Here is a 26,847-nt window from a genome sequence, read left to right as displayed (position 1 = left end):
GCATTTTTTATATTAAATGGATTCCTTTTTCATGACATGCTTAGTCTTCAATGCCTGTTCCTTTACAGCAGGAGGTACCTTGTTGTCCTGTAATAAGGCATCACAGGTTCTGAAAATAGCTTCGCGCTGGTAGGACAGCGGAAACCAACTCATGACTTCCAGAGCTGTTATGCGCAAGGCTTCAGATTCAGAAGCATCTTCTATTACTTTCAGCACAGCAGGTACTACACGGTGATAGCGGTAAAGTCTGAGGGTGGTAATTTCAGCCAGACGTTCTTTTTCCGCAGTATTCTTATCAAGGATAGTAGCCTGCATTTTATCAACCTTGCTTTGATTATAATCAATATCTTTAATTAGTTGTGCACTTAAAGCAGATGCATTGTTGATTCCTTTATTCTGGCTTACCTGATTATTGATTTCCGTTTTGAGCAATTCCGGATTAAAGAAAGTCATATTTGTACGCAGACGATAGTTGATGCGTTCAGAATGTGGATCGCTGACATAAAAGGCAATCAGATCTTTTGCAAAATCATCTCCTCCGAATTCCCCCAGATCATATACTGCCATTCTTCTGATAAATTCATACGAATCCTGACGTGCGGCATGTAAGACCGTAAAGTAAGCTTCATTTTCATACTTGCGCAGCAAAGCAAAAGCCTGCATACGGGTAGTTTCAAAAGGGGAACTGAAATAAGTAGATTTCAATAAAGCTGACATTTCAGCTTCAGGCAGCTGTTTTTGTAAATATACCAATGCCAGAGATTGCAGATCAGCATCCTGCTCTTTAAGCAGACTTTTCCAGTATGATGCTTTTGCTACTGTACCTATAGCCTCATTAATTTCTTTGCTTCTGGAGGAAGAGAAATGAAAAGTAGGATCACCCAGAATATGGGTTTCCAGATAGGCAATATGCTTAAACCAGTTTCCTATACGTATCCCGTGCTGAAGCGTTCCCATAAGTTCTGCTGGCCACAGATCCTGCAATACACCTACGCTGTTAGCGATAGCGGCTATATTTTTATTATTGGAGAACGGGTAATATCCGGCCAGGTAATTGTCGAGGTGAAATGAACCCGTAAGACAGGAATTGAGGTATACCAGCGGCGCCTGGATGCCGGCATCACGAATATCCCAGATCTGCACATCCAGATTATCATTAAAGACTGAATCGGAATCAATTACCGCTTTTTCAAACGCATCATTCATCCATTTATCAGAAACCCCAAGAGATGTTTTGAATCCTTCCTTAACCTTTTCCACATCTCTGCCATCTTCTTTAGCAGATCTGACTTTTGAGCGCAGGTACCTTCCGACATTCTCCATAGAAGGCTGCGGATTGGAAGCAAGTGGATATCCGTTAATCAATTGCAGGGTAGGAGTACCGTGGCCTGTCATAAATGCAAAGTCCAGTCCTTCACGTTTCAGTTCGCGTAACAGATTGAACTTCATAAAATCCGCATTGCGGAAGTTTAGAAACTTAATGGAATTTCCGGGAAGATAGAGTGACGGAAATTGTGATTTCAATGCCAGCACATCTCCTGCAAAGGAATTTATAGAATTTGAATTATAACCATGTCCTGTAGAAGCGATAATATCATTAAGCGGATTGCTGACTTTACGCAGCTCCACGAGTTTTTGCAGATAGGCTTTAATTTTATCCGTCGGATTTTCACCCTTTTCAACAGGAGGTTTTATTCGGGCTGAATAAATATCCATTTCAATATATTGCGGAGAAGTGGCATCCAGACTGTAATAAAAGTAATTGCTCCGTTCACTTGCTGTATCTTGTTTTATAAAGTTGAGCTTCAGATCCAGGTCATCATAATAGCGGTCCGAAGGAACAGAGGATTTGTCCCAGCGGATTTTCTGATTCATTTTGAATGCTGAAGTCAGATATTGTGCATCACGTATCATCACCACAGGGATGTTACCTACCAGTACAGTGCCTTCCAGTGGTTGCTTAGTCTTGCGGAGTTGTTGCAGCTGCTCCCGTATCTGCTCCGGTTTTTCCCAGTTGTGAGCAATAATGTAAGTGCCTAACCCATCTTGTTCTACAGATTGGCGATAAGCCATTAATTCAGGTTTAAGCGCATTGAACGTCTTCTGGTCAACGACAATAGCAAAACTGGTTTTGGAGGAAACGGATGGTTTGATTATCTCTTGTCCGTAACTACTTGCCACCAGTGACAGGCAGGTTAGGGAAAGAAGCGTTTTTCTCAATCTTATCATGTTTATTCTTTCTAATGTTTTTATTCTGTTATTAAAGACTTATCAATCCGACAGACAATTGAGTCAGATAGCGGTTATCTCCTTTGCGGATATCTCCCTGATCACCCATAGCACTTATTAGCCAGCCACTGGCTTTGATATATAGCTGATTGCGCTTCTTTCCGAATGCTCCAAAGGTATATTTGACATTCGCCGAGTTTGTCCATGTATTGACGCTATAAAATTGATGTGCCGGGATAAAAACGTTTTTCGCTACAAAGTTAGTGGAATATGATTTATCTGTGTAAAGCAATTCATCGCTTAGCAACAAGTCATATGCAGAACTCAATTGGAAGGCAAATCCTTTTCTATTCTCTTTGGCATACGTTTTATCAAAACTCACAGCAACATTCAGTTTATCTACGATCTGTTTATTTTGCGGATTGGCATATCGGTTATCGATACTATGATAGCTTACCGCGGTTTTGAGCCACCAGTCCGTAAGACCTGCTGGACTATCATGGCTAATCAGATAGGAAAGCGTACTTTTATTCCGGAGCATGGTACTCATTACGCTTGAATATACCGTTTCATACGCCTTGGTATCCGCATTTTGAATCTGATGATATTCGGTGTTTTCCATATCTTTCAGCAACCACTCCAATCCGACCTGATGCGCATATTTACCTTTTTTCCAATCCAGATAGGAAGAGGCCTGATATTCCTGATAGCGATGTTTTCCGGCTTGTTGTATATATGTCGTTCCGTCTATAGCATTTTCATATCCACTACGGTATCCGGCAGTAGTTGACCATTTTATATGATCAGCGTTGTATACATAATCTGCAGCACCTCCAAAAGAATGACCTCTGTAGGTTCTGTTGTATCCGGCAGTCATAATATAAGGCGCACTCATCTGGTACTCTCCGGCACCCAGTAATCTGTATAAATAATGCTGCTGGTAATTTCCAATAGTTTCTATATTGAGTTCTTCTTTATAGAAACTATAGATACCCGTCAGTCCAAGCAGCTGTCTTTCCGATAGTTTATAGGTCAGTGCCGGTGATAAATTTAATGTACTGGAATTATCGAGAGACCTGGGATCTTTTTGGCGGGCTCCTGTTTTTAGATTGTATTGTACATCCAACCCTGCATTCATACGATCATCTGCAAATCCCGGTGAGGCAATCTTGAGACGAAGATCGTAATGTTGCTTTTTCCAGTCACCGGACAGCGAATCCATCAGTTGATACGGATTGTCCCGGTAGGGATCCGTATGTGCTGTCATGTTCATTTGTTTATCTTTTGTTGTCCGGAAATCAAATTGACCATAATATGTCCATTCTTTAAGCCGTTGATAACGTGAAGTGCTGAAGTTGATACCCTGGCTTTCTTTTGCTGAAAAAGGATGTCTGAGATCACCGGCCTGATAATAGGCTCCAAGCTGGGTTTCCCCTTCGACTGGGAGTATAGTGTAACGGAGAAGTGCGGCATTGGGACTTTTGCTCCATACCTCCTTAGCTTTAAAATAATCGTATGCAGGCACAGTCTGTGCGGTCGCCATTTGTCCCGTTAAGGTGAGGAAACAAAGGCTTGCGAATAAGTTCTTTTTCATATTACTGTGCTATTGTTTTGGGAGTGGGGTTATCATTTACTATAAAATCTGCGGAGGAGTTATTGCTATCCATCAAAACAGCTCTGTTATTGATTCTGCTTTTTACTTTACGGATAACAGATTTACCTGAATAAGTGGATCCGACGAAGGTAAGTCCGGCATCTACTGTCTCGGGTATTCTCTTTTTATCAATTGTAATGGTCGAATTGCCTACACAGTCTACTCCATCCAATATAGCTTTTACAGGTACCTGCAGATAGCGGGTAGTTCCACTGACATTGGGTTCTGTAAGGGTCTGATAACCGGCGACCTGACTGTCTCTGAACAGAATAAGTCCGGCTCCGTTTATACCGATATTCCAGTCAAAGCCTGCTGTTGTGTTCGCAAACTGGTGGATCATATTAGGTACATCCGGGTTGTCGGTGTCACGGGTATTGGTTCCGGTAGGATTAAAATACGTTTCAAAATCAGCAATACCCTTTCCCAGATTGGCCGGTGAATTAGGATTGCCGTTGGGATCCGTCTTGTGATTGATTGCGGTGATGGCGATGACCACAGATTCGCCCGGTCTGACCAGATGTTGTGTACCGTTACCCGGGATCATCCAGGCCTGTGCAAGATATACATTGTTTTTATCCGGTAGAAAACCATAAACTGTAGCTGAAGCAGATTTGGTATTTCCGATAACAAGGCTGTCTGCATACAGATCTCCGGTACTGTTGTTATAAATTTCGATAAAACCGTCATACAGGTAATTTGTACCGGAAGGAGTCTTGGAGCCCGCATAATAGAACTCTTTGATCACAAATCCTCCTGCCTGACTGCCAACTAAGCGAATTTCACTGTTCGCCGATTCGGTGATACGAAGTGTGGGGATGCTTCCATTACAGAAGATTTCTTCACGTATTCCCACCAGTTGTTCTGCCTCTTCTGCTGTAACCTGCTTACTTGCTGTGACTGTATATACACCCGGTGTAATGCCCTTTGCAGAGACACGTCCCTGAGCATCGGATACAAATTCCTGTGTCGCCCCTGTAATAGTATTCTTAAGATTGATTTTGACACTATCCGCAAGTTGTTTACTATACTCTTCGGGATACTGAATTGTAAAACTGTAATCTACTGTTGTATAGGCATAGTAATCTTTACGACAGGCGGTAAAGATGCTGAATACCGCTAAAAGGATTAATATACTTTTAGTTTTCATGCGTTTATATGTTGTTTTCTGATCATCTGCCTGAGATGAGAAAGGTTTGATGTGTGGAATGGATACGCTTGTTTTCATGTCGGTTAGAATTTGATGGAAATTTCCGTTCCGTAAAACATTGGGATATTACGCTTACTGTATTCCTGCGGATAACGGGAGCTTGCTTCCAAAGGTCTGTGATTAAATACATTGTTTGCATAGAAAGAAAAGCCCATATTATTAGCAAACTCTTTAGTCAGTTTGACATTAAATAACCAAAGTGGTTTCCAGCTTTCACTTTTATAATATCCGTCATTCAGACTGAGATAGATATCTCTGTCCGCTTCAGTAATAGCATTGCGTTCTGCTTCTGTAAAGTTGATGATCTGTGCAGTACTGCCGGCTTGTCCAACGGGTATGTAACCTGTAGGAATACTGGAATAGTTGACAAATTTATGTTGATCCTTCCAGATGGTCTGTGCTGAGGCTGAGATAATAAAACGCAGTTCAGGAATATTATGGACAGCTCTTAATGTCGTTACGAAACGATGCTGTTCCATTCCTCTGGCTTCAAACACACCTATACGGGTAGGAGTTTGACTGGCCACATTCTGCAACAAAATATAAGGAGTGTTGCTCATTGATTTTGTAGAAAGATAGGCTCCGTTCAGTACAAAAGAAGTACGGATGTTATCAAATCTCCCGAAGTCAAAATCAAATTCTACACCTTTATTCAGAATGTCATTATTGTTGCTTGGAGAACTGTATGTCGCTACAAATGTAGAAGTGGTTACATCAGGACTCAGGATCGGTTTGCTTCCTGCCGGAGCAGATTGTACCGTATAGATAGGTATGCCTACAAATTGGACACTATTCAGATTGGTATTCATCTCATATCCGTTTTTTGTCTGTTCGTAATATCCGTTTACAGAAAAACGTCTTTTACCGCTGAAAAAATCCAGACCGATTTCCTTCTTGCTGGTTTTTGTCATTTTCAAATCCGGATTAGCGGTATCAAAAACGCGGGTTGTGACAAGAGCAAGAGCTTCGGCAGGGTTTTCCTTATAATAGTTGAGACTGAAAGCGTCATAATATGCCCGGTCAGGGTATAGATAAAGCAGAGTTGGTGATTTGGCGGTAATACCATAGCCTCCTCTTAAGGTCAGATTTTTAATAATTTCGAAAGAAGCATTGATTCGGGGTGACAAAGCCGATAAGGTGTTATCTGTAAAGGGTTGTACCTGATCCCAGCGCAGACCCGCCTGAATATGGAGATTGCGATCTGCGATTTGCATAGAATAACGGTCTTCAAGGTATAATCCCATTTGGTGAAGAGCAGGAATATCTTTGAAAGCCCGGGGTCTGAAACCGAAAGGATCGGAGGTACGGTAAGGGTTGTTCGGGTCAATGGTTCTTCCCGCACCATAATTTGCATCCAGACGATAATCTCCTCCTAACAGGATACGGTGTGTACCGGATCCTGTCTTGAAATAGAAGTTATCCGACAACCTGGCAAAAATATTCAAAGGTTTCCCTTCTATCCACAACTGATTCAGAAAAGTAGAAGGCAGATAACTAACCTCTTGTGTAATATCTTCGGTAGCCTGACTTACTGCCGAGACACTCAGAGTCTGTAATCTTTGTTGATAGCCCTTTTGAAAGGCATAGTTGGCCGAAAGGGTATAGTTAATATTACGGGCAAAACGTTGGTCCAGGTTCCATTTACCGGTAGTCGCGAATTCGTAATTGTAGTTTTGTGCTTTGTTAATGACCTGCTCTGCCTGATAATCCGGATCTACTTTCGTATCATCCAGATTGGTGCCAAAAGAAAAAGTGGTGTTTGTGTACAGCGGTCTGTCTTGGCCGAAGGTATTGGTGTATTGAGCTGTCCCTTTCATACGCTCATAAGCAGAGTAGGCAGTGATCTGCTTATCATAGGCTTTTGTAAAGTCCAGATCGACAAAGAGATTCCCACTGCGTTCTCCCAGATTAAAACCTTGTCCTGCCCAGAATTGAGTCAGTTTTGGATTGATACGGGCTTTTACCTGTAACGGTTCTTTCCCTGCTTTGGTGGTGACCAGTACAGCTCCGGAGGTCAGATCACCATATTCTACTGAAGGTATGCCCCGGATAACTTCCACAGATTCAATGTTATCTGCAGAAAGCTGACGCATGTCGGTCCCCATTCCGCTGGAAGTTGAGAAAGCCGCCAATACACCTGATGTAACGGTGTTCATGGCCTGTAAATTGGCATTGTTAGACAGCGGTGCGCCGTTGATAATTACCGAAGTTCCCAAAGAGCTTGTATTCTGTCCCGAATAAGCCCTGTCACCTGTGTACTGGCGTATACTGGTTTTATTGACATTTGTAAAATCAGGATTGGTTACCACAGCTCCCGGCAGGAGTTGGAGAACTTCACCCAGATGTGTTGCCTGCATATGCTCGATCGCCTTACGGGAAATAACGGTAGATGTGGCCCCATCTTTACGTTGTTCTTTAGCAATGACAACAACATCCTTAAGGGTAATGCTGTTTTCTTTTAGTAAAAACTGAAGCGGACCAGATGGTAATGTTATCTGTACCTCTTCTTCAAGCATACCTAAAAACTGAACCTGAATGGTGTATTTACCATTAGGTATTTTAGAGAAACTGAAATTTCCGGAAGCATCGGTCTTGGTGAATAAACCGAGTTCGAGAATCTGTACTGTAGCACCCGGCAATGGGCTACGGTCTTTTAATTGTCCAACATGGCCCCTGAGGTCTTGTTGGTTACTGGTCTGTGTCCTTTTTTGTTGTTGTCCTGCAGCTTGTTGAGCTTCTAGTGGCAGGACAAACAGGCTATTGAAAGACAGCAAGGTAGAAAAAAGTAATAGTTTTTTCATATTGGCTGATAAATCAGGATGTAAGTTAATAGTGAGTGCCTGTTGATGCACATGTTGGTTGATGTTTCGGCAAATATAAGCATAATTGCCTTTTGTTTAGAAATAATCTAAATAAAAAACCTGGTAAATAGGACTATGACATTTTTATGATGAATAGGAGAGATGTCGATTTATCGGGAGAGAGGTTTGGAAAGAAGTTGATAGGGTTGATAAGGTTTGAATAGATAAAGTCAGAGAAAGACAATAACTCCTGTATACCTGTTGCTATTACAATTCTCTCCTTTTTTAAAGGAGAGATGCCCGAAGGCAGAGAGGTTGATAGGGTTGATAAAGTTTAATAGGTTATAAAGGGAGAATGTTAGAGGGAGACAAGGACTCCTGTATACGTGTTATTAGAACTTATCTTTCCTTTTTCTGGAGAAAGGCTTAGAAAGAAGTTGATAAGGGTGATAAAGTTTAGAAGGTTATTAGAAAGGGAAAATGTTAGAGAGAGACAACGATTCCTGTATAAGCGTTGTTATAACCAATCTCTCCTTTTAAAGGAGAGATGCCCGAAGGGCATAGAGGTTGATACTACAAGTTCAGAACCTCTCCCTAACTCTTCCTATGAGTCTGAACAAATTCTCTTTAAAAAGAAGAGGAGAATTGGATTAGAATGAAAAAGGCTATCCAAATTTTTTTGGATAGCCTTTTTTTTATGAGTTTTGTTTTATTATTACTTTTTATGAAAGCGCATTACTGCAATATCTCCCATAATCAGATGCAGGGTATTATCCTGAATATCGTAGTTGGTAATGGTTTCTAATGTTTTAAAATACACAGACTCACCACTTCCCTGACAAGCCATCTTGGTTGATGCTACAGGACCGAAGTGAAGGTTTCCGCCTTCTATTTTAATACTGGTATTGTAGTTGTTGCAACTGCTGTTACCATTTGCTTTTTTGTTCGCTGTATCAAATGTGATAGTCGGTTTTTTATTTGGATACAGACCGTCAAATGCAATGCGGGGTCCTGAAATATAATCCAGCTCCCATGTTCCGTTCAGAGCCTGTTCTTTGGAAGAACTTCCTTCTTTTACTTCCTGGAATTTCGCTAAGGGTGCCATGCGTGCTTTATTTAAAGAAAGAATCCCGTCTTTTACCGTATAATTATCTACAGTTGTAAATACACGTGATAATCCCTGTTCAATCGTCATATCAGGACATGCCATCATCGTGGACATACCTTGAGCAAAGCTGATACGGTTATTCGCTGATAACGTGAAATTACCACCAATACCATTACAACCTCCACTTGCACTGTAACGTTTTTCACTGGCATCCAATTCCAGGAAAGGTTCTTTTCCGTTGACTTTATCAGCGACAGGTTTGCCGTTTAATTCAATCAGTTTCCATTTCTTTCCGGTAATTACTTCAGATGATGATGTTTCTGTTTTATCCATTTTTTTGCCACCTTTCTGAAATACTCCACAGCTACTCAAACTCATGGAGATCGCGATTATGCTCATTACTATTGTACTTTTCATATTAAAGTATTTGTTGTAAAAAATATTTTTATTCTATCTGTAGCATATCTTGCTACAAAAAGTTGTAATTCTGTTCCTTCTATTCAAAAAGGATGCCATGATACCACCGATAGGAAATAATTTTCCCTTTTGTTTTATGTTATTTTCGAATGAGACTTGTGGTCAGATAATTAGTCAAATATGTTGTACTAACAATTCGTTTCACTTTTTTGTTTTTAAGAAATGAATAAAGTTTGCTGTATAAGCACAAAAAATACGTAATGGCCGTTATTTAGATCAGGGACACCTATATTATAAAAAATCTTCCCGGTAGGGAGCGAATGAGTCAATAAGTTCACCCGACTCCAGACACTCGCATCCATGTAGTGCATTGGATGGAACTAGGCAGGCATCTCCCTTATTCAAGATTTTTTCCTCTCCATCTATACTGTATTTAAATGATCCTTCGCTTACAAAAGAGGTCTGTACATGCGGATGTCTGTGCAAAGTACCTGTAGCACCTTTATCAAACCTAACTTTGACAAGCATCAGTTGGTCGTTGTAGCCAAAGACTTTACGGCGGACACCTTGTCCGAGATCTTCCCATTCTGTATGGTTGTCAAACTGAAAATTGGGTGAATGCTGTTCCATTGTGAAATTCCTGAGATTAATATATAGAGGCAAATATAAGTATTGGATAAGTATGCAAGAGTCTTTAATATCCATCAGCCGTATCTGTGGCTTTTTAAGTCAATGAAAACTAATTCTTTATTCATGTTAAATTCAAGTTTTATTAACATTGGAGATATACTGGATAGTTAACTTTGGCTACAGATGAAATTAAAATTAATCGTTTGGATTTTTTCAGTGGCTATTTTTGCTTCTTGTCAAAACAGAGACAAGACCATCAAAATGAAAGGGTCCGATACAGAAGTAAATCTGGCTGTCATATTAGCGGAGCGCTATTCAGAAAAAGATAAAGACTTCCATATTGCTATTTCAGGAGGAGGATCCGGTCTTGGGATAGCTTCATTAATGAACAGACAGGCCGATATCGCTAATTCTTCCCGACCGCTGACAGAGGAAGAGGAAGAATTGTTCCGATCCAGGAAGATCGTATTGCGAACCCTAACTTTTGCTGAAGATGCTACCGCATTTGTCGTACACAAAGATTTTCCAGTGGATGAGATAGATTTAGCAACGTTGGCTAAGATTATGAGCGGAGAGATGAAGGACTGGAAAGAACTTACTGGTGAGAGCTTACCTATCAATATCTACGGAAGACAAAGTAGCTCGGGAACCTATTCGTTTATCAAAAAGAAACTCAAAATTTCATTTAGTCCGAATGCAAAAGAAATGACGGGTAATGCACAGATTATAGAAGGAATCAAAGTAGACCGTTCAGGAATAGGATACGTAGGAGCCGGATATATTTCTCAGGAGAACGATGCCGCACAGCCCGTAAAGATCCTTAAAATCAAAAAAACACGACATGAAGCAGCGGTTTCACCGCTGGACAGGGAAGCAATCAATACGCGTCAATACTACTTTCAGCGTCCGCTATACCAGTTTGTTCTGGAAGAGTCATGGGAAAAGGTAAAGCCTTTTATCGATTTTGAAAAAAGCGGGGATGGACAGGCTATCATCCGTTCATCCGGATATTACATTATTGAATAAGGTTAAAATATGAGATTTAAGAAAAGACTATTAATAGATCATTTGTTTAAGATTATCTTCAAATCTACAGGTTTCTTGGTTTTAGCGCTTTTAGGCGGGATTTTCTTCATGTTGATTTATAATGCATTTGCCTTTTTCGCAGATGTCAAACCGCTGGATTTTATTACGGGAATGGAGTGGAATCCTACAGCACATGATCCTGCTTATGGAATTCTGCCACTTATCGTCAGCACTTCACTGGTCTCTTTTGGAGCGATGGCGATAGCCATTCCGTTGGGTATCTGTACGGCAGCCTTTATTTCCGAATATGCCAGTGAGCGGGTGAAAAATATTCTAAAGCCTACTATCGAAATGCTGGCTGCTATTCCATCAGTAGTTATAGGTTTTCTCGGTATTGTGGTCTTAGGTCCGGAGATCGCCTCACTGGCCGGACTCTCTAACGGTTTAAATGCACTGAACGGAGCTATCCTGCTGGCTATAATGGCATTACCAACTATTATTACGGTGTCAGAAGATGCTATACATGCCATTCCCAAGACGTATAAAGAAGCAAGCTATGCCATGGGTGCAAATAAATGGCAGACATTAATAAAAATCACGATTCCGGCGGCAGCACCCGGAATTATTGCTGCTGTAATGCTGGGAGTTGGGCGAGCCATCGGAGAGACGATGACTGTACTGATGGCAACAGGAAATGCATCTTCATTTCCGACAGGATTCTTTGATTCAATGAAAACGATTACAGCAACCATAGCCATAGAAATGGGAGAGGTTCCTTATCAGACGACTCATTATTTTGGACTTTTTGCTATTGCTACAGTTTTGTTTTTTATGACGATGATTGCCAATCTGGTTGGCGAATTTTTTATAAACCGATTTAGAAAATATCATGGGGTTTAAATTAAAAAGGCTAACACCCATTATCGAGTGGGGGACACTGCTTGGAAGTACCATACTGGTCTGTCTTTTTCTGGTGATTATTCTTTGGGAGATCGCTTCCAAAGGAGCCAGTGTAGTGTCCTGGGATTTTATAACTACATTGCCTAAGGAAGCAATGACTAAGGGCGGTATCTTATCGCCGATTATAGGAACAGTGTTGTTAACGCTTATAACAGCCTTATTCGCCATTCCTTTTGGTATCTGCTGTGCTATATATCTGAATGAATATGCACAGGACAATATGTTGACACGCCTTATACGCGCAGCTATCCGTAATCTTTCGGGTGTCCCTTCCATTATTTATGGTTTATTCGGGCTTGCTTTATTTGTACAGGCATTAAATATGGGAACTTCTCTGATGGCTGCAGGACTCACATTGGGATTGCTGTCGTTGCCTTATATTATTACGACTACAGAGGAAGCCTTGATGCGGATACCGCAAAGTACAAGAGAAGGTGCTTTGGGAGTAGGGGCAACTCAATTTGAATGTATAAAAGATGTTGTACTCCCTTCAGCTATGCCCGGAATACTTACAGGAGTTGTTCTTACACTGTCCCGTGCAGCAGGAGAGACTGCACCTATACTGTTTACAGGAGCTGCTTTTTACATAAACGGAACAAACGGCTACATGAATCAGGAATTCATGGCTTTACCTTACCATTTATACATGCTGTCCACACAGCATCAGGCTATCGAAGAAGTCAGACCTATTGCTTATGGTACAGCTTTGATACTGGTCGTAGTAGTTTTCCTGATGAATCTTACCGCATTCTATATCCGATATAAATACAGAAAAAATGATTAATAAACTTGCAGCTAACAATCTCAACTTAAGCTTTGGTAATAAACAGATTCTTAAGAATATTAATGTAGATTTTCCTGCCAATAAAGTTACTGCTCTGATTGGCCCGTCGGGTTGTGGAAAGAGTACATTGCTTCGTAGTTTTAACAGAATGCACGATTTATCTCCGGATGCCCGTATTGAAGGAAAACTATTGCTGGACGGACAGGATATTTACAGCAGAGATATACCCGTTACAGAAGTCAGGAAGCGTATCGGTATGGTTTTTCAAAAGGCCAATCCATTTCCGAAAAGCATCTATGAGAATATTGCTTATGGTCTTAAAATCAATAATCTGCCTTACGATAAATCAGTAATACAACGTACGTTAGAAGAAGCGTTTTTATGGGAAGAGGTGAAGGATGATCTGAAAAAACCTGCCGCCAGACTTTCCGGCGGACAGCAGCAGCGTCTGTGTATAGCCCGTACAGTAGCGCTCCGGCCTGAAGTTATTCTGATGGACGAACCTTGTTCTGCGTTAGATCCGGTGAGTACACTGAAGATAGAGGAATTGATACTGAAACTGAAAGAAGAGTATACGATCGTCATTGTAACACACAATATGCAACAGGCTCAGCGTGTAGCAGATAAGACCGTATTTATGTACCTGGGCGAAGTAAAGGAAGAGGGCGCTACAGAACAGTTATTCAATCATCCGGATCATGAGATTACGAAAAACTATATTAAAGGTAAATTCGGATAGTTTATATAAAGTGCTGTGACGCGCTTAAAATGACATGTTTATGTGATAAATATCCACTCCTGTTGAATAGGCCGGAATTTCTTCCCGGATAATCTGTTAGGTATACTAATAGATTTTAACCGGTCTAAAGTAAACCTTCTTATAGGGATAATGAATTGTAAATCGTATTTTTAGACCTTACTAACTTCGAAGGCTTCCCATCTTATTGGGGTTACCTGACTATGAATAGACTAGCGATACAAATAAATGAGTGTGCAGCATAGACCTTCAGTTCTTGTTGAATATCCCTTAAACACTGGAGTGGAGTCAGATTTTGATTATATATATCTGACTTATTTTGCTCCTTTGTGCTACTTTGCTTCTAAATTTGTCGATGATCAGGCTGTGGATATCGTGAATAGTTTATTTGCTAAACTTTGGACGAGTGAAATCGTACTCAATAACGCTAATCACGCCCAATCTTTTTTGTATTTATCTGCCAGAAATGCCTGTCTGGATTTTATAAAAACCAGTGGGAGAGCCAAAGAAAGAGATGCAGAATTTAGTTATTTATACCAACTTTCTGAAGAAGACTTACAATTAGAGGTCGTATACGTGGAATATATGGCCGAAATCTATCGTGAAATTAATAATCTTCCGGTCCAGTGCAGTAAAATTATTAAGCTGAGTTATCTTGATGGGGTGAAGAATGAAAAAATAGCAGAACAACTTAATATCAGTGTACAGACGGTTAAGAATCAAAAGTCCAAGGGCCTTAAAATATTGAGAAAGCTTTTTATCAATCATCCGGACAAGTATCTGTTTTTCCTTTTTCTGTTCAAATTGTAATTTTTTTTCATAGGGAAGTAGTACGATAGGACAAGTGCGTCGTATTAACAGTGAAGATGGAAAATCAGTATAGAATAATATATTTACTAACCGGTAAAAGAAAAGGTATTCTCAATCAGGAAGAGCTTGTTGAGCTGGCAGAATGGATCAGTAAAGAGGAATCAAACCGGCTCTTTGCTGAACGACTCGCAGACCCGAAAAACCAGGATGAAAGTTTAAATAAACTGCAATATTTTGCAGACTCCCAGTCTTTATCCCGATTTAAACATACACATCAGCATCTTAAGCCTGCACTTCGCAAATCTTTTATTAAAAATATTCCATCGCGTTACTGGGCTGCAGCTATATTGTTTATTTTCTGTAGTGTAATAGCCTTGTATTTCACAATCAGTTCACAACCTGTTCAGCAGGAAGATCAACTCACAAGAGCCGGCAGAGATATTTCTCCAGGAAAAGATAAAGCCATATTACAATTAGCCGACGGTAAGCATATAGCATTGGAAGAGCTGAAGAATGGCGAGTCTCTGGATATTAACGGGTTAAGAATTGTGAAATCTGCTGATGGTGAGATCTCCTACAGTTTCTCTTCTGCAAGTTCAGATGTACATCTTACCAATCGCATTGTGACGCCAAGAGGAGGACAGTATAAAGTCAGGCTTTCTGACGGAACAAGAGTCTGGTTAGGAGCTGAATCCGAACTGGAATACCCGGTTCAGTTTGAATCTGATAAACGGGAGGTACGATTATCCGGAGAGGCTTTCTTTGAAGTGACACATGTACAAAACAAAACAAACGAAAAGGTTCCTTTTCAGGTAAAGATGGCATTGCAGACTATCGAGGTTTTGGGGACTTCTTTTAACGTAGCAGCCTATCCTCAGGACCGTACAAACCGAACCACTCTAGTAAACGGTAAAATCAGGGTCAATACCGCATATGGTTCGGATGTATTACGACCTGGTCAGCAGGCGCTGGTTTCCAAAGACGGAAAGAATATTCAGGTGTATGAAGTAGATGTGTCAAATATGGATGAATGGAAAAATAAGAGCTTCAGATTTGAGGAAGAATCTATTCAGGAAATTATGAATAAAGTAGCACGCTGGTATGATGTAGACATCATATACGAGGGGAAAATTACAGAAGAGCTTTTCTCCGGAGTAGTTTCTAAATATGAGAATCCAGCCAATGTACTTAAGTTATTGGAATTGACCGGAAAAGTTAAATTCAGAATAGAAGGAAGGAGGATTATCGTTATGGCTTAGATATTTACCCATAGACCGATAATTAAAAGATACAGAGCATTGCTCGCAACAATGCCCTGTAGATAATTGTCAGGTTATTCGCTTTGTATTGAACAATTATTATTACTTATAACCCTATACCAAATTTATGAAAATAAAGAACTATAAGAAGGCCTTTATGCGTATTAATCTTATTTTTATTTTTCTGCTTTCTTGTATTGTGAGTGCTTATTCTTCAGTGAGTTATGCGCAGAAGGTTAACCTCCATACGAGAAATGCCTCTATCAGGGAGGTTTTCGAATCAATCCGGAAGCAGACATCTTATAATTTTATTTATTCAAAACGTCTCCTGGAAAAATCCAGACCCGTGACTGTCAACCTGAGTAATGTAAGCGTAAAAGACGCGCTTGAAGCTTGTTTTGAAGGACAACCTATTTCCTATAAACTACAAGGTGAAAATATTGTCATCAGCGCCAAAATCAACGATCCGAATTCCGGAATAAATACTCGATTACAACAAAATATCAGCGGAAGAGTACGTCTTAAAGGTGAAAGCGGAACACAGTATGCTCCGGGAGTAAGTATTCGTGTCAAAGGCAGGGACGCAGCTACATCTACTGATGCCAACGGACATTTCACAATAAGTGCTGCAACCGGAGATATCCTGATTATTTCGTTTGTGGGGTATATCTCACGTGAGATAACAGTAAAGGACGTCACGGGTATAGAGGTAACACTGGAAGAGCAGGTGAATGAGCTGGATGCTGTAGTCGTCACAGGTTACACCACTCAGGAGAAGAGATCCATTACTGGAGCTATGTCATCCATTAAAAAAGAATCTATCGAAAATGTTCCTGTACAATCCTTTGACCGGGCTATGCAAGGACAGGTTTCGGGGGTCAATGTGATGGCAGCCAACGGCGTACCCGGAGGACCTGTAAGGATTAATATCCGCGGTACAGGATCTATTACAGCCGGAAATGAGCCTCTGATCATTGTTGACGGAGTTCAACTTAATACTTCTACTTCTTCGGGACAGACCGCAAGTAATCCTCTGGCTTTTCTGAATAATAATGATATAGAGTCTATAGAAGTACTTAAAGACGGAGCTGCAGCATCTATATACGGAGCCCAGGCGGCAAACGGAGTGGTACTGGTTACGACAAAAGCCGGAAAGGCCGGAAAGACCAAAGTAAACCTCAATTATTATAACGGTATTACCAGTCCGATGCCGGAGATGAAAATGCTGAATACACAGCAGTTTTTTCAATCCAGATTAGAATCCCGTAACAATCGTTACCCGACACGTACACCTGAACGAAACAGAGCTGATATCCTTACAGGCATGGGATTTCCTGCGGATATGACAGACGAAGAAATTGCAGCATTACCTACCTACAACTGGCAGGAAGCCGCTTTCAGAACCGGTCACACCAATAATGCAGACCTTTCTATCAGCGGAGGAAATGATAAAACAACTTTTTTCCTTTCCGGATCTTACAATAAGACGGATGGAAATGTAGTCTCTATAGACTTTGAGCGTGCAACTGCTAAATTAGGGTTAACACATAAGTTAACGGACAAATTATCACTTGCCACTAATATTAATCTGAGTACTATTACCCAAAACGGTACTTCCGGAAGTAACGGTTCGACAGGAGCGTATGCTGCACCGCAGTACAGTGCGCCTATGATTCTGCCCTTTATTCCGGTTTACAATGCAGATGGAAGTTACAATGCACCGATCGATGGCTTTCCGGGTTCCTCTAATCGTAATCCTATACAGGAAAGTGTAGTAGGTACATTGCAAAGCCGTACAAAAGCGTTGGTATCTAATTTTTCTGCAACTTATCAGATCAACAGTAAATTAAGCTTCAAATCATTCTATGGTATAGACTATCGTATTATAGATGATGAACGTTATGTCGATCCCCGTACCCGAAGTGGGGCCGCTTCTCAGGGATCCCTGACCATAGGTAAAAGACAGAATAGCAACTTTCTTACAAACCAGACCTTAAATTATAAAACAACGTTTGCTGAAGACCACAATCTTTCTGCTTTATTAGGTGCAGAGTACAGGTATGACAACAGAGAGATCTCTTCTGTGACAGGAACGGGTTTTACTACTTATCAGTTCAGATCCTTACAGTCTGCAGCCATTATCACAGCAGGTACCGGAAGCTGGACTGGTTTCAAAAGAGCCGGTGTATTCGGACAGGTTAACTACGATTTTCAGAAAAAATATCTGTTAAGTGCAGTTCTGCGTTATGACGGCTCATCCCGATTTGGTAAAAACAATAAATTCGGATGGTTTCCTGCCATCTCTGCCGGATGGAATATGTCAGAAGAATCCTTTCTGAAAGATCAGGAGTGGATCAATCAGTTGAAACTGAGAGTAGGTTATGGTGAAACCGGTAATGATGCTATCGGCAATTTTGATTCCCGTGCCTTGTACGGTAGTTCAAGTTCATCCAACTACAATCAGGAGCCGGGTATTTATCCTTCGGGAATAGAAAATGCATTGCTGAAATGGGAGCGTAATGTGACTACTAATATTGGTGTGGATTATGCCTTTTTTAATAATAGAGTACAGGGTTCCGTGGAGGTATTCAGAAGGTTGAGCAAAGACTTACTGTTAGATAAACCCCTTCCTTACCTGAGCGGATTCTCAAATGTGACCAGTAATGTGGGAAAACTTAAGAATGAAGGTATAGAGTTTGAGATCCGTACGCGAAATATTCAATCCGATGATTTCTCCTGGTCTACTAACTTCAACATCTCTTTCCTGCGCAACCGTGTATTGGGACTATTAGGAGATGATAAGGTCTTGCCTGGAAATCAGTCTGTACGTGTAGGTTATGCATTAGGTACCAATGTGACTTATCAGTATGCAGGTGTCAATTCAGCGACAGGTAGACCCATGTGGTATGATGCTAATGGTGAAATTACTTATCAGCCTTCAGCACCGAATGATTACAAAATATTTGGGAATCAGTTAAGTGATTTCTATGGTGGGTTCACCAATACCTTCCAATACAAAGGTTTCTCGCTTAATGTATTTTTCCATTACGATTATGGTCGTGAGTTAAGTAACAGCGGTATGAATTCGAAATGGTATGCCAATGGAGGAGACTACAGAAATACATTGGAATGGATCTTTAATAACAGATGGACTACGCCTGGTCAGTTGACAACAGTACCTCGTCCTTTTGACGGAAATGCAGAGACCAATGGTATGTCGCAGGTATCCAGCAGCAGTCGCTATCTGGAGGATGCATCTTTTATTCGGCTTAAAAATGTATCCCTGTCTTATCAGTTACCTAAATCCTGGACCAGCCGTCTGAAATTGTCTGATGTAAAAGTGTATGCACAGGGAGAGAATCTGGCAACATGGACTAAATGGACAGGCTATGATCCGGAATTGATTATTGATTCAGGAGATTTCAGTTCTACTCAGGGAGCTATACCACAGACACGCGCATATACATTAGGAGTACAGATCGGGTTTTAATCTTAAACAGAAATGAAAAAAATAACATATATAATACTTTTGGCCACTTCGATGTGGGCGACTTCATGTGAGAAGATGCTGGAAGTGGATCCTCGTCAATCCATAGATGCTTCTACCGCACTCACCAGTCCTGAAGCCATCACTGCAGCCACAAACGGAGTATATGCAAAATTAAGGGAAGTAAGTCTGTACGGGCGTGATCTGATTGCGATACCTGAATTGCTGGCGGACAATGCTATCAATACCGGAGCAGGAAACCGCCTGATCAGAGAATCAAATAATGAGATAGGGGCACATATTACAAACTGGCAGCAGTCCTATTACGGGATCAACCAGATCAATCTGATTCTGGATGCATTGGAAAATATAGAGCTGGAAGCAAATTTTAAAAATAATATCAAAGGCCAGAATCTGTTTCTCAGAGCTCTATTATACCACAATCTTTTACGTGTATATGCGTATGATCCCACAGCTATTGTGTCTGCATCGGATAGAGGAGGCGTGCCGATAGTGCTGAAAGGTGTACTTGAGGTGGATCAGATCGCATTTGCTTCGCGTAATACGATTCAAGAAGGATACAAACAGGTGTATCAGGATCTGACAGAGGCTTCTACACTGATTGCAGAGAGCAACAACAGTAAAGCTCCGGCTTTTGCATCAAGGGGAGCAGTAGCTGCACTTTTCAGTCGGGTAGCATTATATAACGGAGATTATGAGAAAGCTGTTGCGGAAGCTGATAAAGCAATGGCCAGCGGAGTGGCGACATTTCCGGCCAATGCACAACTGATCAGCTCATGGCGCAGTGAAAAGCATCCGGAGTCATTCTTTGAAATCGCCTTTACCACAGCAGATAATCTGGGCAGCAATGAATCCCTGCGAGCCACTTTTATGACAAGAACTACTGTGACATCTAACGCTACTGCTTCTTTTGGAAATGTGGTGGTCAGTGATGATTTGTATGCAAAGTATAGTGCAAATGATACAAGAAGAGGGTTGATAATGAAAGGATTAGGTGCAAATGCCAGCCGCAATGAAATGACCAAATTTGCCAGCAAAAACGGTGTGGCTAATCTGGACAATGTGCCTGTAATCCGCTATGCAGAAGTCCTGTTGAATAAAGCAGAAGCTCTGGCTAATCTGGGTAAAGACAGTGATGCAAGAACCGCTCTCAATCGCATACGTACACGTGCAAATCTTGCTGAAGTATCTTTGTCAGGCACAGCATTGATGGATGAGATCATCTTACAAAGACGACTGGAGCTGGCTTTTGAAGGACATCGTTTCTTTGATATCAAAAGACGCGGAAAAGATATCATCAAAGATGCCGGAAATGTAATGTTTAATGATTTCAGAATACTGGGAAGACTTCCTATACGTGAAATAGAGATCAATCCTAATCTTATTCAGAATCCGGGCTACTAATTATTAAATATAAAAACATGAAAACATATATAAGTTTATTGGCAGTATTGATCAGTGTATTGTTCACCTCATGCTTTAAAGATCATGAAGAAGATTTTTACCTTCCTGATTTCAGGATTGAGTTTCAGGATGCGGTAATGAATACCAATAGTCCCGGACTATCTTATCCTATTCTGAAGGAACTGCGAAATAAAGCAGGCGTTCAGAAATATCAGGTTAACTTAATTGGCGGATTAAAGGATACAGATCAGACAGTAAAGGTTCGAATCAGACCGGAAAGTACCGCAAAAGCGGATCAGCATTACAAACTTCCGAAAGGAAGCGAACTTGTTATCCCTGCAAATAGTGCTTTCGGATATTTTGAAGTGGAAATCCCGGAGCTGACCAATACCACAGCGGTCAGCCTGGTCTTTGATCTGGAATCAAATGACCAGCTTAAGGTAAGTGCAAATTACAGCACTCTGGGACTTACTATTCGTAAATAAATAATTACCTTTAACAATCAACGCCCTCTTTATTATGCAAAGAGGGCGTTTTTAATAGAAGATACTATGTTAAGCAAAGCGATAAGAAGAAATATGCTGACATTAGCCTTTGCCTGTACAGCATTAAGTGGCTACAGTCAGGAAAAAAATGCCGGACTCCGGGAAGAACCACATCTGTTTTTTGAAAATAATACGACCTCCATCAAATGGGTGGATAATGGTGTATACCATCATGTCAGTTCCTCTGACAAAAAAGACTTTGATAAGCACATAAAACTGTTCTCTCAAAAACTCGATATAGATCTGAAGGAAGCCTTACGGCAAAAGGAGAGTACCACTCGTGAAGAATCTGCTTTTTTAGAACAATATAACGATATTGAACATTTTGCGGCCATCAGTGACCTGCACGGCCAGCATGATTTATTCGTTCGTTTACTGCAGCAGCATAATATTATAGACCAAAAAGGAAACTGGATCTATGGAGACGGTCATCTCGTGATCGTTGGAGATATTATGGACAGAGGAGATAAGGTCACTGAAAGTCTGTGGCTGTTAGTGAAGCTGGAAAAACAGGCCTTGTCAAAAGGTGGTCGCGTGCATTATGTGATCGGCAATCATGAACTCATGGTATTTGATAACGATCTCCGGTATATCAATCAGAAGTATAAAGATGTAGCCTCTCTTTTTGGAATCGGGTATGATCAGTTTTTTAGTAAAGATAGCTTCTTTGGCAGATGGCTGAAGCAAAAGCCGGTAATCATTGGTATTAATAATATACTGTTTACACATGGAGGAATTTCTCCGGAATTTGTAGAGAAAGGGCTGACAGCAGCCCGTACAAATAAGTTGTTTACAGATAGTATATTTACAAGGTCAAAGACAGTATACAGACAAAATAAAGAACTGGAGTTTCTGACACGTTCTAAAGGTCCGCTGTGGTACAGAGGCTATTTTACAGATTCTACATTTAATGCACAGACGCTGGATTTTATCCTGCACGGATTGAAAAAAGACCACATAATTGTGGGGCATACTTCCCATCCGACTATTGTAAATCTGTACGATAACAGGATATTTGGAGTCGATTCGAGTATAAAAAATGGTAAGAACGGAGAAATACTGCTGTATGAAAAAGGTATATTTTACCGGGGACTATTAAATGGACGAAAAGAAAAATTCTAACAGAGAATAGAATCATCAATCAAAGAAAGTATCCCAAAATGGTGCTGTCATACTGAAACGCTACTTCGCGGTGATTTCGTTCAGTATGACAGCATTTCTTAATAGCAGATATTCTTCTTCTGAGGTCAATACACGTTAGCCATTCATACCTTTGAGCAGCGTACTTACCAATTCATCTTCGCGCAAAGGTTTGTTTAGAATTCCGTCAAATGCGTAGATATTATGGCTTCTGTGATCATCTTCCAGCAGCATATTTTCGGAAGTGAATGCAAAGACTTTAATGTGTTCCGACGTTTTATTTTCTTTAATACTATTCAGAATATCCCATCCGCTGATTTCAGGCATCAACAAATCGGTGATCACAATATCTACGGGATGTTGTTGTACGAAACGTAATCCTTCAGCCCCGTTCTCAAACGTATGAACATTCTTCTTTTCTTTAAAGAACTGCTTCAGATACAGAATATTAATGCGGCTATCATCAATCAATACAATGTTGAGGTTGTCAGGAAGATCATTAACAGTATATGGCCCTGAATTCTGTTGTAGCAGCAATTCCCTTTCATACGGAATTTTCAGGCTGAATGTCGTGCCGGTGCCCAATGTACTCTCAAAAGAGATTTCTCCGTTTAGTTGTTCGGTAAGCAATTTGGAAATATACAATCCAAGACCAAAACCTCCGACCTTATTTTGAGAATCGGTCATATAATATTTACGGAACACAAAATTCTTGTTTTTATCTGCTATACCGATTCCTGAATCCGAAACTTCAATATGTAATGTTGGTTTATTACCGGATTTACGTATACGCGCCTGCAATCTTACATGTCCTTTTTTGGTGTATTTTATAGCATTTGTAATCAGATTAGACGTAATCTGCTTGATTCTGAATGCATTGCTGTATATTTTTAATTTCGGGTCAATATCGATCACATTAGTAAAGGCCAGACCCTTCGTCTGTGCCTGATAACTGTGCAGACTTACCAGATCGTGTAACATTTCATAAGGCGAGAAGTAATCATATTTGATGTTGAGCGAACCAACTTCCAGTTTACTGAGACTCAGAATATCATTAATAGTACTGTTTATCAATGTTATCTCATAATTAGCGGAATTGATCAACTCCTGATTGACCTTATTACTTTCCGTGTTTTTATTCATAAGATCGATCACACCCAGCAGAGAGTTGATCGGAGCCCGTATTTCATGGCTTATACTGGCAAGTACACTTGTTTTCTCTTCAGCGATTTTGGCTACATACTCTTTTTCCTGATAAAGCCTCTTTTCATAAGAAACTACCTTGAACTGGTAATAAATAATGAAAATAATCATAAACAGCATTATACATAGCGCAATTATGAGTTGCGTGCCAAAGTGTTGCGCATTTTTTTGATATTGAGCAAAGTTCATCGCTTCAGCATTGCGATTGGCAGCCAGTTCTATATCCCTGAGACGGTTGATGCCTGTTTTCAGTTTGTTCAGAAGAGTATGGTTAGATTGTATCAGTTCCCTTTCTTTCTGCCGGAGCTTGCTGAATACCAGCCGCAGATTATTCATATTGCTGCTGTATATTTTGTCATTTTGAAGCATAGTATTCTGAATGTGCTGTTGTATCAATCCTATTTTATTGATATTAAACTTCTGATCTACTGTATTCGAAACAATCGTATCATTTTTAGTGTTGAATATTCGTTTAAACAGGCTCTCTTTTTTCTTGACAACTGTATCCTGTTTGACCAGATTTCTGACCGTATCCTGCAGCGTATTGCTTATAAAGGTATCAGCAATGGTAAGCGTTGGTCTGGTTCTGTAATCTTCTTTCGGATTTTTTAATAACTCTAAGGAGTCTTTTGCAAAGAAGACAAGTTGGTCAACATCTCTTTTTAGATTTGCAAATTCCATAGCTACAGTACCTTTTTCTTTTACATTTGTAATACTTTGATGTAGCGGATTGTTTTCGATAGGAAGAGTAGACAGGGAATCTACAAAAAACTTAATGGTGTCCAGTTTCTTTTTATAGGAATGATAAGTTTCAGCTTTAAAATCGACAGTGTAGAGCCTAAACAGATTGTCAGCCTCACTAAACGTTGAAAATAAACCGTAGAGTGCAGAAGATTGTGTATTGCCAGCTGCATAAGCTGCATTGAGCTTAGCTTCAATACGTCTGTACTGTCCATATTGATAAATAAAAATGGCACTCAGAAATATAAAAGAGAGTATGATACTTATGATGAGTACCATACGCAGGTAGAAGGCATTTTTTTTAGCGTTAGTCACAGTTGATGATTATTTAAAGACAAAAGTACGTAATAGCATTTTATAATTACTAATAAGAATACCGGATAAAAATATAGTTGATTTTATTTCCTTTTTTAGTTGAGTTCTAAAGAAAATATGAACTAAATACATGTACATTACATGATAATGTAGGAATCGGGTAAATTCATTTAAATTAAAGCAAACTTAAATATATAACGTTACGGTAAGGTAAAATGCTACAATTAATCTTTCAATGTTATGTGGCCTTCTGTTTTTGAAAAAGAATGAAACAATATTAATCCGTATCTTTTAGATTACTTCCGATAAAAATTTCGTTTTTTTCATCTGAAGACAAGGATAAGAACCGTTCATATTGTTTGAGTACATCACTGATAATTTCATTTTTTGTAAAGTACTGAATATCGTATCCTATTCTGTTGTCACCAAAATAAGTCATGGGTATATGCGTTTTCTTATCCTGAATTTCGGGTGCATTTTCTTCCTGCATAAGGAAATCCGATATTGTTTTTGTCTGATTCTTTACACCATATCTGAAGTTGTTCATAGCATCATGCTTAATTTCTATTTCTACTGTGACGGGTGTATGCTCATGAAAATTGACATGTGCCAGAATATCTTTTTCTTTAAATTCTTTTGCAAGTTCCTCAAATGCAGATTTAACTGTTGTGCGCAGGTACTCATCAATAGTCTTACGGTCTTTATAAGAGATAATCCTGTCCAGACGTTCTTTCCAGTATTCTCCTGACCAGCTGTTAGTCGAGTGCGAATACGAACGAGAATAATAGTTGACATCAATGACCAGTCCTTTCAACAGGCTGTAACAGAATAAAAGCATAATAATGGAGAAAGGAAGCGCTGTAATGAGAGTCATCGTTTGCAAAGATTCCAGACCGCCCGCATTAAGCAGTACAAGCGCAAGTATACCAAGCAGTGCACCCCAGAAAATAAGTTGCCATTTTGGAGACTTGAAAGCATTATTAGAGGAAATATTGTTCATCACATAGATACCTGAATCGGCAGAGGTAACGAAAAATATAAAGATAATAAACAGCGTGAGTATACTCGTCACCATTTCAAATGGAAAGTATCCCAGAAATTTGAACAGCAATACATCTGCATTACTCACCAACGCACTTAAGGCGCCGTTTGCTTCATGCTGATCGATCCATATAGCACTGTTTCCAAAGATCGTCATCCAGAGAAAGTTGAAGAAAGTCGGTAATACCAGTACCGCCCCAATAAACTCACGGATCGTTCGGCCTTTAGATATTTTAGCAATAAAAAGACCTACATACGGGGACCAGGAAATCCACCAGGCCCAGTAAAGAATTGTCCAGTTAAAAAACCACTGTTGATGCTGGGGTTCATAAGCATGTGTGTTGAACGTCAGGCTGAAAAACGAATTGATATAATAGCCCAGACCTTCTGAAAACGTACCCAACAGAAAGGTCGTAGGACCAAAGATCAGGACAAAAAGCATAAGCAGCACAGCACTGATAATATTAAGCTGACTCAAAAATTTAACGCCTTTATTGACTCCTGAAGTCGCGGACAGAATCGATATCGTCATAATCACAACAACGATAATAATCTGATACATAAAGTTGACCTCCGGAATAACTCCTATATTGACCAGTCCGGCACAGAGCTGGACCACGCCAAAACCTAATGTTGTGGTAATACCGAAAAAAGTACTGCACAGGGCAAACATATCGATAACATCCCCTGCACGACCTTGTATTTTATCTTTGAGGATAGGGTAGAAGCAACTTCGCAGAGATAATGGAAGTTTGTAACGATAGGTAAAGTAAGCAAGGGATAATCCGACTACGGCATAAATCGCCCAGGCATGGATACCCCAATGGAAAAAAGTATACAATTGAGCATCCTTTGCCCGTTGTATGGGGTCAGTGCCCAATACGTTGGTGTCCGAATAATGTGACATCGGTTCTGCAACACTGAAGTACATCAGACCAATACCCATCCCTGCTGCAAAAAGCATTGATATCCAGGAAAAAAAAGAAAATTCTGGTTTGGAGTCATTAGAACCCAATTTGACATTCCCATACTTACTGAAAACCAGAAAAAGCAGAAAAAGAACAAAGATGGTAACCACAAGAACATAGACCCAATTGAGGTTTTCAAACAGAAAAGTTTTGACCAGAGTAAGGTAATAATCTGCTGAAGAAGGGAAGATGCTGGAAACTAAAGTGATCCCCAGAATAAAGAACAAACTGGGAAAAACGATACCTGAAACAAAAGTGCTTTTACGCTTTAAGATTTTTATAAAACTCATTAAAGTTAGAGATTTTGTGATGTGAAAAAATAAAATTTGGGTCTGCAAAG

General features: G+C 40.1%; 18 protein-coding genes. 10 read left to right on the top strand and 8 right to left on the bottom strand.

Annotated features, from left to right (window positions below):
• Positions 1-12: 12 nt before the first annotated feature.
• The 6 genes from HMPREF0766_RS09050 to HMPREF0766_RS09025 all read right to left on the bottom strand — a co-directional run bounded on the left by HMPREF0766_RS09050 (position 13) and on the right by HMPREF0766_RS09025 (position 10,046).
• Positions 13-2,229: a HEAT repeat domain-containing protein gene (locus HMPREF0766_RS09050; protein WP_002995879.1), complete on the bottom strand. Its 2,217-nt coding sequence runs from the start codon at positions 2,227-2,229 to the stop codon at positions 13-15.
• Positions 2,230-2,260: 31 nt separating this feature from the next.
• Positions 2,261-3,823, bottom strand: coding sequence for a DUF6850 family outer membrane beta-barrel protein (locus HMPREF0766_RS09045; RefSeq protein ID WP_002995877.1), 1,563 nt, complete (start codon positions 3,821-3,823; stop codon positions 2,261-2,263).
• A gap of 1 nt (position 3,824) precedes the next feature.
• Positions 3,825-5,108: a DUF4876 domain-containing protein gene (locus tag HMPREF0766_RS09040; protein ID WP_002995876.1), complete on the bottom strand. Its 1,284-nt coding sequence runs from the start codon at positions 5,106-5,108 to the stop codon at positions 3,825-3,827.
• A 5-nt stretch (positions 5,109-5,113) separates the two neighbouring features.
• Positions 5,114-7,891 carry a TonB-dependent receptor gene (locus HMPREF0766_RS09035; protein WP_002995875.1) on the bottom strand — a complete coding sequence of 926 codons (2,778 nt, stop codon included), beginning with the start codon at positions 7,889-7,891 and terminating at the stop codon, positions 5,114-5,116.
• 715 nt (positions 7,892-8,606) lie between these two features.
• Complete coding sequence (locus HMPREF0766_RS09030; RefSeq protein ID WP_002995874.1) at positions 8,607-9,416, bottom strand: META domain-containing protein; 810 nt, start codon at positions 9,414-9,416, stop codon at positions 8,607-8,609.
• A 291-nt stretch (positions 9,417-9,707) separates the two neighbouring features.
• Complete coding sequence (locus HMPREF0766_RS09025; RefSeq protein ID WP_037459763.1) at positions 9,708-10,046, bottom strand: cupin domain-containing protein; 339 nt, start codon at positions 10,044-10,046, stop codon at positions 9,708-9,710.
• 183 nt (positions 10,047-10,229) lie between these two features.
• On the opposite strand from HMPREF0766_RS09025, the gene HMPREF0766_RS09020 reads away from it, so the two are divergent.
• The 10 genes from HMPREF0766_RS09020 (at position 10,230) to HMPREF0766_RS08975 (ending at position 22,221) form a co-directional block, all read left to right on the top strand.
• The gene (locus tag HMPREF0766_RS09020) at positions 10,230-11,072 is read left to right on the top strand and encodes a substrate-binding domain-containing protein (protein ID WP_002995872.1); all 843 of its coding nucleotides are present in this window, start codon (positions 10,230-10,232) and stop codon (positions 11,070-11,072) included.
• A gap of 9 nt (positions 11,073-11,081) precedes the next feature.
• A complete protein-coding gene (gene pstC, locus HMPREF0766_RS09015; protein ID WP_002995871.1) occupies positions 11,082-11,972 on the top strand; it encodes a phosphate ABC transporter permease subunit PstC in 891 nt (296 codons plus the stop codon).
• On the top strand, positions 11,962-12,816 hold the full coding sequence (pstA, locus tag HMPREF0766_RS09010; protein ID WP_002995870.1) for a phosphate ABC transporter permease PstA: 855 nt from the start codon (positions 11,962-11,964) through the stop codon (positions 12,814-12,816). The genes pstC and pstA overlap by 11 nt, the downstream gene beginning before the upstream one ends.
• The gene (pstB, locus tag HMPREF0766_RS09005) at positions 12,809-13,555 is read left to right on the top strand and encodes a phosphate ABC transporter ATP-binding protein PstB (protein WP_002995869.1); all 747 of its coding nucleotides are present in this window, start codon (positions 12,809-12,811) and stop codon (positions 13,553-13,555) included. The genes pstA and pstB overlap by 8 nt, the downstream gene beginning before the upstream one ends.
• Before the next feature lie 246 nt (positions 13,556-13,801).
• The gene (locus HMPREF0766_RS09000; RefSeq protein WP_002995868.1) at positions 13,802-14,383 is read left to right on the top strand and encodes a sigma-70 family RNA polymerase sigma factor; all 582 of its coding nucleotides are present in this window, start codon (positions 13,802-13,804) and stop codon (positions 14,381-14,383) included.
• Between the two features lie 56 nt (positions 14,384-14,439).
• Entirely contained in the window at positions 14,440-15,642 is a 1,203-nt protein-coding gene (locus HMPREF0766_RS08995; protein WP_002995867.1) for a FecR family protein, read from the top strand.
• Positions 15,643-15,769: 127 nt separating this feature from the next.
• Positions 15,770-19,132: a TonB-dependent receptor gene (locus HMPREF0766_RS08990; RefSeq protein WP_002995866.1), complete on the top strand. Its 3,363-nt coding sequence runs from the start codon at positions 15,770-15,772 to the stop codon at positions 19,130-19,132.
• 12 nt (positions 19,133-19,144) lie between these two features.
• Positions 19,145-20,554 carry a RagB/SusD family nutrient uptake outer membrane protein gene (locus HMPREF0766_RS08985; RefSeq protein WP_037459761.1) on the top strand — a complete coding sequence of 470 codons (1,410 nt, stop codon included), beginning with the start codon at positions 19,145-19,147 and terminating at the stop codon, positions 20,552-20,554.
• 17 nt (positions 20,555-20,571) lie between these two features.
• Positions 20,572-21,039: a DUF4843 domain-containing protein gene (locus HMPREF0766_RS08980; RefSeq protein ID WP_002995864.1), complete on the top strand. Its 468-nt coding sequence runs from the start codon at positions 20,572-20,574 to the stop codon at positions 21,037-21,039.
• A 66-nt stretch (positions 21,040-21,105) separates the two neighbouring features.
• Positions 21,106-22,221: a metallophosphoesterase family protein gene (locus tag HMPREF0766_RS08975; RefSeq protein WP_002995863.1), complete on the top strand. Its 1,116-nt coding sequence runs from the start codon at positions 21,106-21,108 to the stop codon at positions 22,219-22,221.
• Positions 22,222-22,356: 135 nt separating this feature from the next.
• Here the strand turns inward: HMPREF0766_RS08975 and HMPREF0766_RS08970 are convergent, their stop codons facing one another.
• Together HMPREF0766_RS08970 and HMPREF0766_RS08965 are read right to left on the bottom strand one after the other, a co-directional pair.
• Positions 22,357-24,498 (bottom strand): hybrid sensor histidine kinase/response regulator, encoded by a 2,142-nt coding sequence (locus HMPREF0766_RS08970; protein ID WP_002995862.1) that lies wholly within the window; start codon positions 24,496-24,498, stop codon positions 22,357-22,359.
• Positions 24,499-24,775: 277 nt separating this feature from the next.
• Complete coding sequence (locus HMPREF0766_RS08965) at positions 24,776-26,797, bottom strand: BCCT family transporter (RefSeq protein ID WP_002995860.1); 2,022 nt, start codon at positions 26,795-26,797, stop codon at positions 24,776-24,778.
• Positions 26,798-26,847: the final 50 nt, after the last annotated feature.

It is taken from the genome of Sphingobacterium spiritivorum ATCC 33861 (genome assembly GCF_000143765.1).
Taxonomy (GTDB): Bacteria; Bacteroidota; Bacteroidia; order Sphingobacteriales; family Sphingobacteriaceae; genus Sphingobacterium; species Sphingobacterium spiritivorum.
The sequence above is the reverse complement of the archived record's forward strand: the minus strand, read 5'-3'. Positions and strand labels throughout refer to the sequence as shown.

Bases quoted from the DNA above. Each gene is read 5' to 3' on its own strand.
- HMPREF0766_RS09050 (WP_002995879.1), bottom strand. From the start codon at position 2,229: ATGATAAGATTGAGAAAAACGCTTCTTTCCCTAACCTGCCTGTCACTG.
- HMPREF0766_RS09000 (WP_002995868.1), top strand. From the start codon at position 13,802: ATGAGTGTGCAGCATAGACCTTCAGTTCTTGTTGAATATCCCTTAAAC.
- HMPREF0766_RS09035 (WP_002995875.1), bottom strand. From the start codon at position 7,891: ATGAAAAAACTATTACTTTTTTCTACCTTGCTGTCTTTCAATAGCCTG.
- HMPREF0766_RS09045 (WP_002995877.1), bottom strand. From the start codon at position 3,823: ATGAAAAAGAACTTATTCGCAAGCCTTTGTTTCCTCACCTTAACGGGA.
- pstA (WP_002995870.1), top strand. From the start codon at position 11,962: ATGGGGTTTAAATTAAAAAGGCTAACACCCATTATCGAGTGGGGGACA.
- pstC (WP_002995871.1), top strand. From the start codon at position 11,082: ATGAGATTTAAGAAAAGACTATTAATAGATCATTTGTTTAAGATTATC.
- HMPREF0766_RS08980 (WP_002995864.1), top strand. From the start codon at position 20,572: ATGAAAACATATATAAGTTTATTGGCAGTATTGATCAGTGTATTGTTC.
- HMPREF0766_RS09025 (WP_037459763.1), bottom strand. From the start codon at position 10,046: ATGGAACAGCATTCACCCAATTTTCAGTTTGACAACCATACAGAATGG.
- HMPREF0766_RS08985 (WP_037459761.1), top strand. From the start codon at position 19,145: ATGAAAAAAATAACATATATAATACTTTTGGCCACTTCGATGTGGGCG.
- HMPREF0766_RS09020 (WP_002995872.1), top strand. From the start codon at position 10,230: ATGAAATTAAAATTAATCGTTTGGATTTTTTCAGTGGCTATTTTTGCT.
- pstB (WP_002995869.1), top strand. From the start codon at position 12,809: ATGATTAATAAACTTGCAGCTAACAATCTCAACTTAAGCTTTGGTAAT.
- HMPREF0766_RS08990 (WP_002995866.1), top strand. From the start codon at position 15,770: ATGAAAATAAAGAACTATAAGAAGGCCTTTATGCGTATTAATCTTATT.
- HMPREF0766_RS08965 (WP_002995860.1), bottom strand. From the start codon at position 26,797: ATGAGTTTTATAAAAATCTTAAAGCGTAAAAGCACTTTTGTTTCAGGT.
- HMPREF0766_RS08975 (WP_002995863.1), top strand. From the start codon at position 21,106: ATGTTAAGCAAAGCGATAAGAAGAAATATGCTGACATTAGCCTTTGCC.
- HMPREF0766_RS08995 (WP_002995867.1), top strand. From the start codon at position 14,440: ATGGAAAATCAGTATAGAATAATATATTTACTAACCGGTAAAAGAAAA.
- HMPREF0766_RS09040 (WP_002995876.1), bottom strand. From the start codon at position 5,108: ATGAAAACAAGCGTATCCATTCCACACATCAAACCTTTCTCATCTCAG.
- HMPREF0766_RS09030 (WP_002995874.1), bottom strand. From the start codon at position 9,416: ATGAAAAGTACAATAGTAATGAGCATAATCGCGATCTCCATGAGTTTG.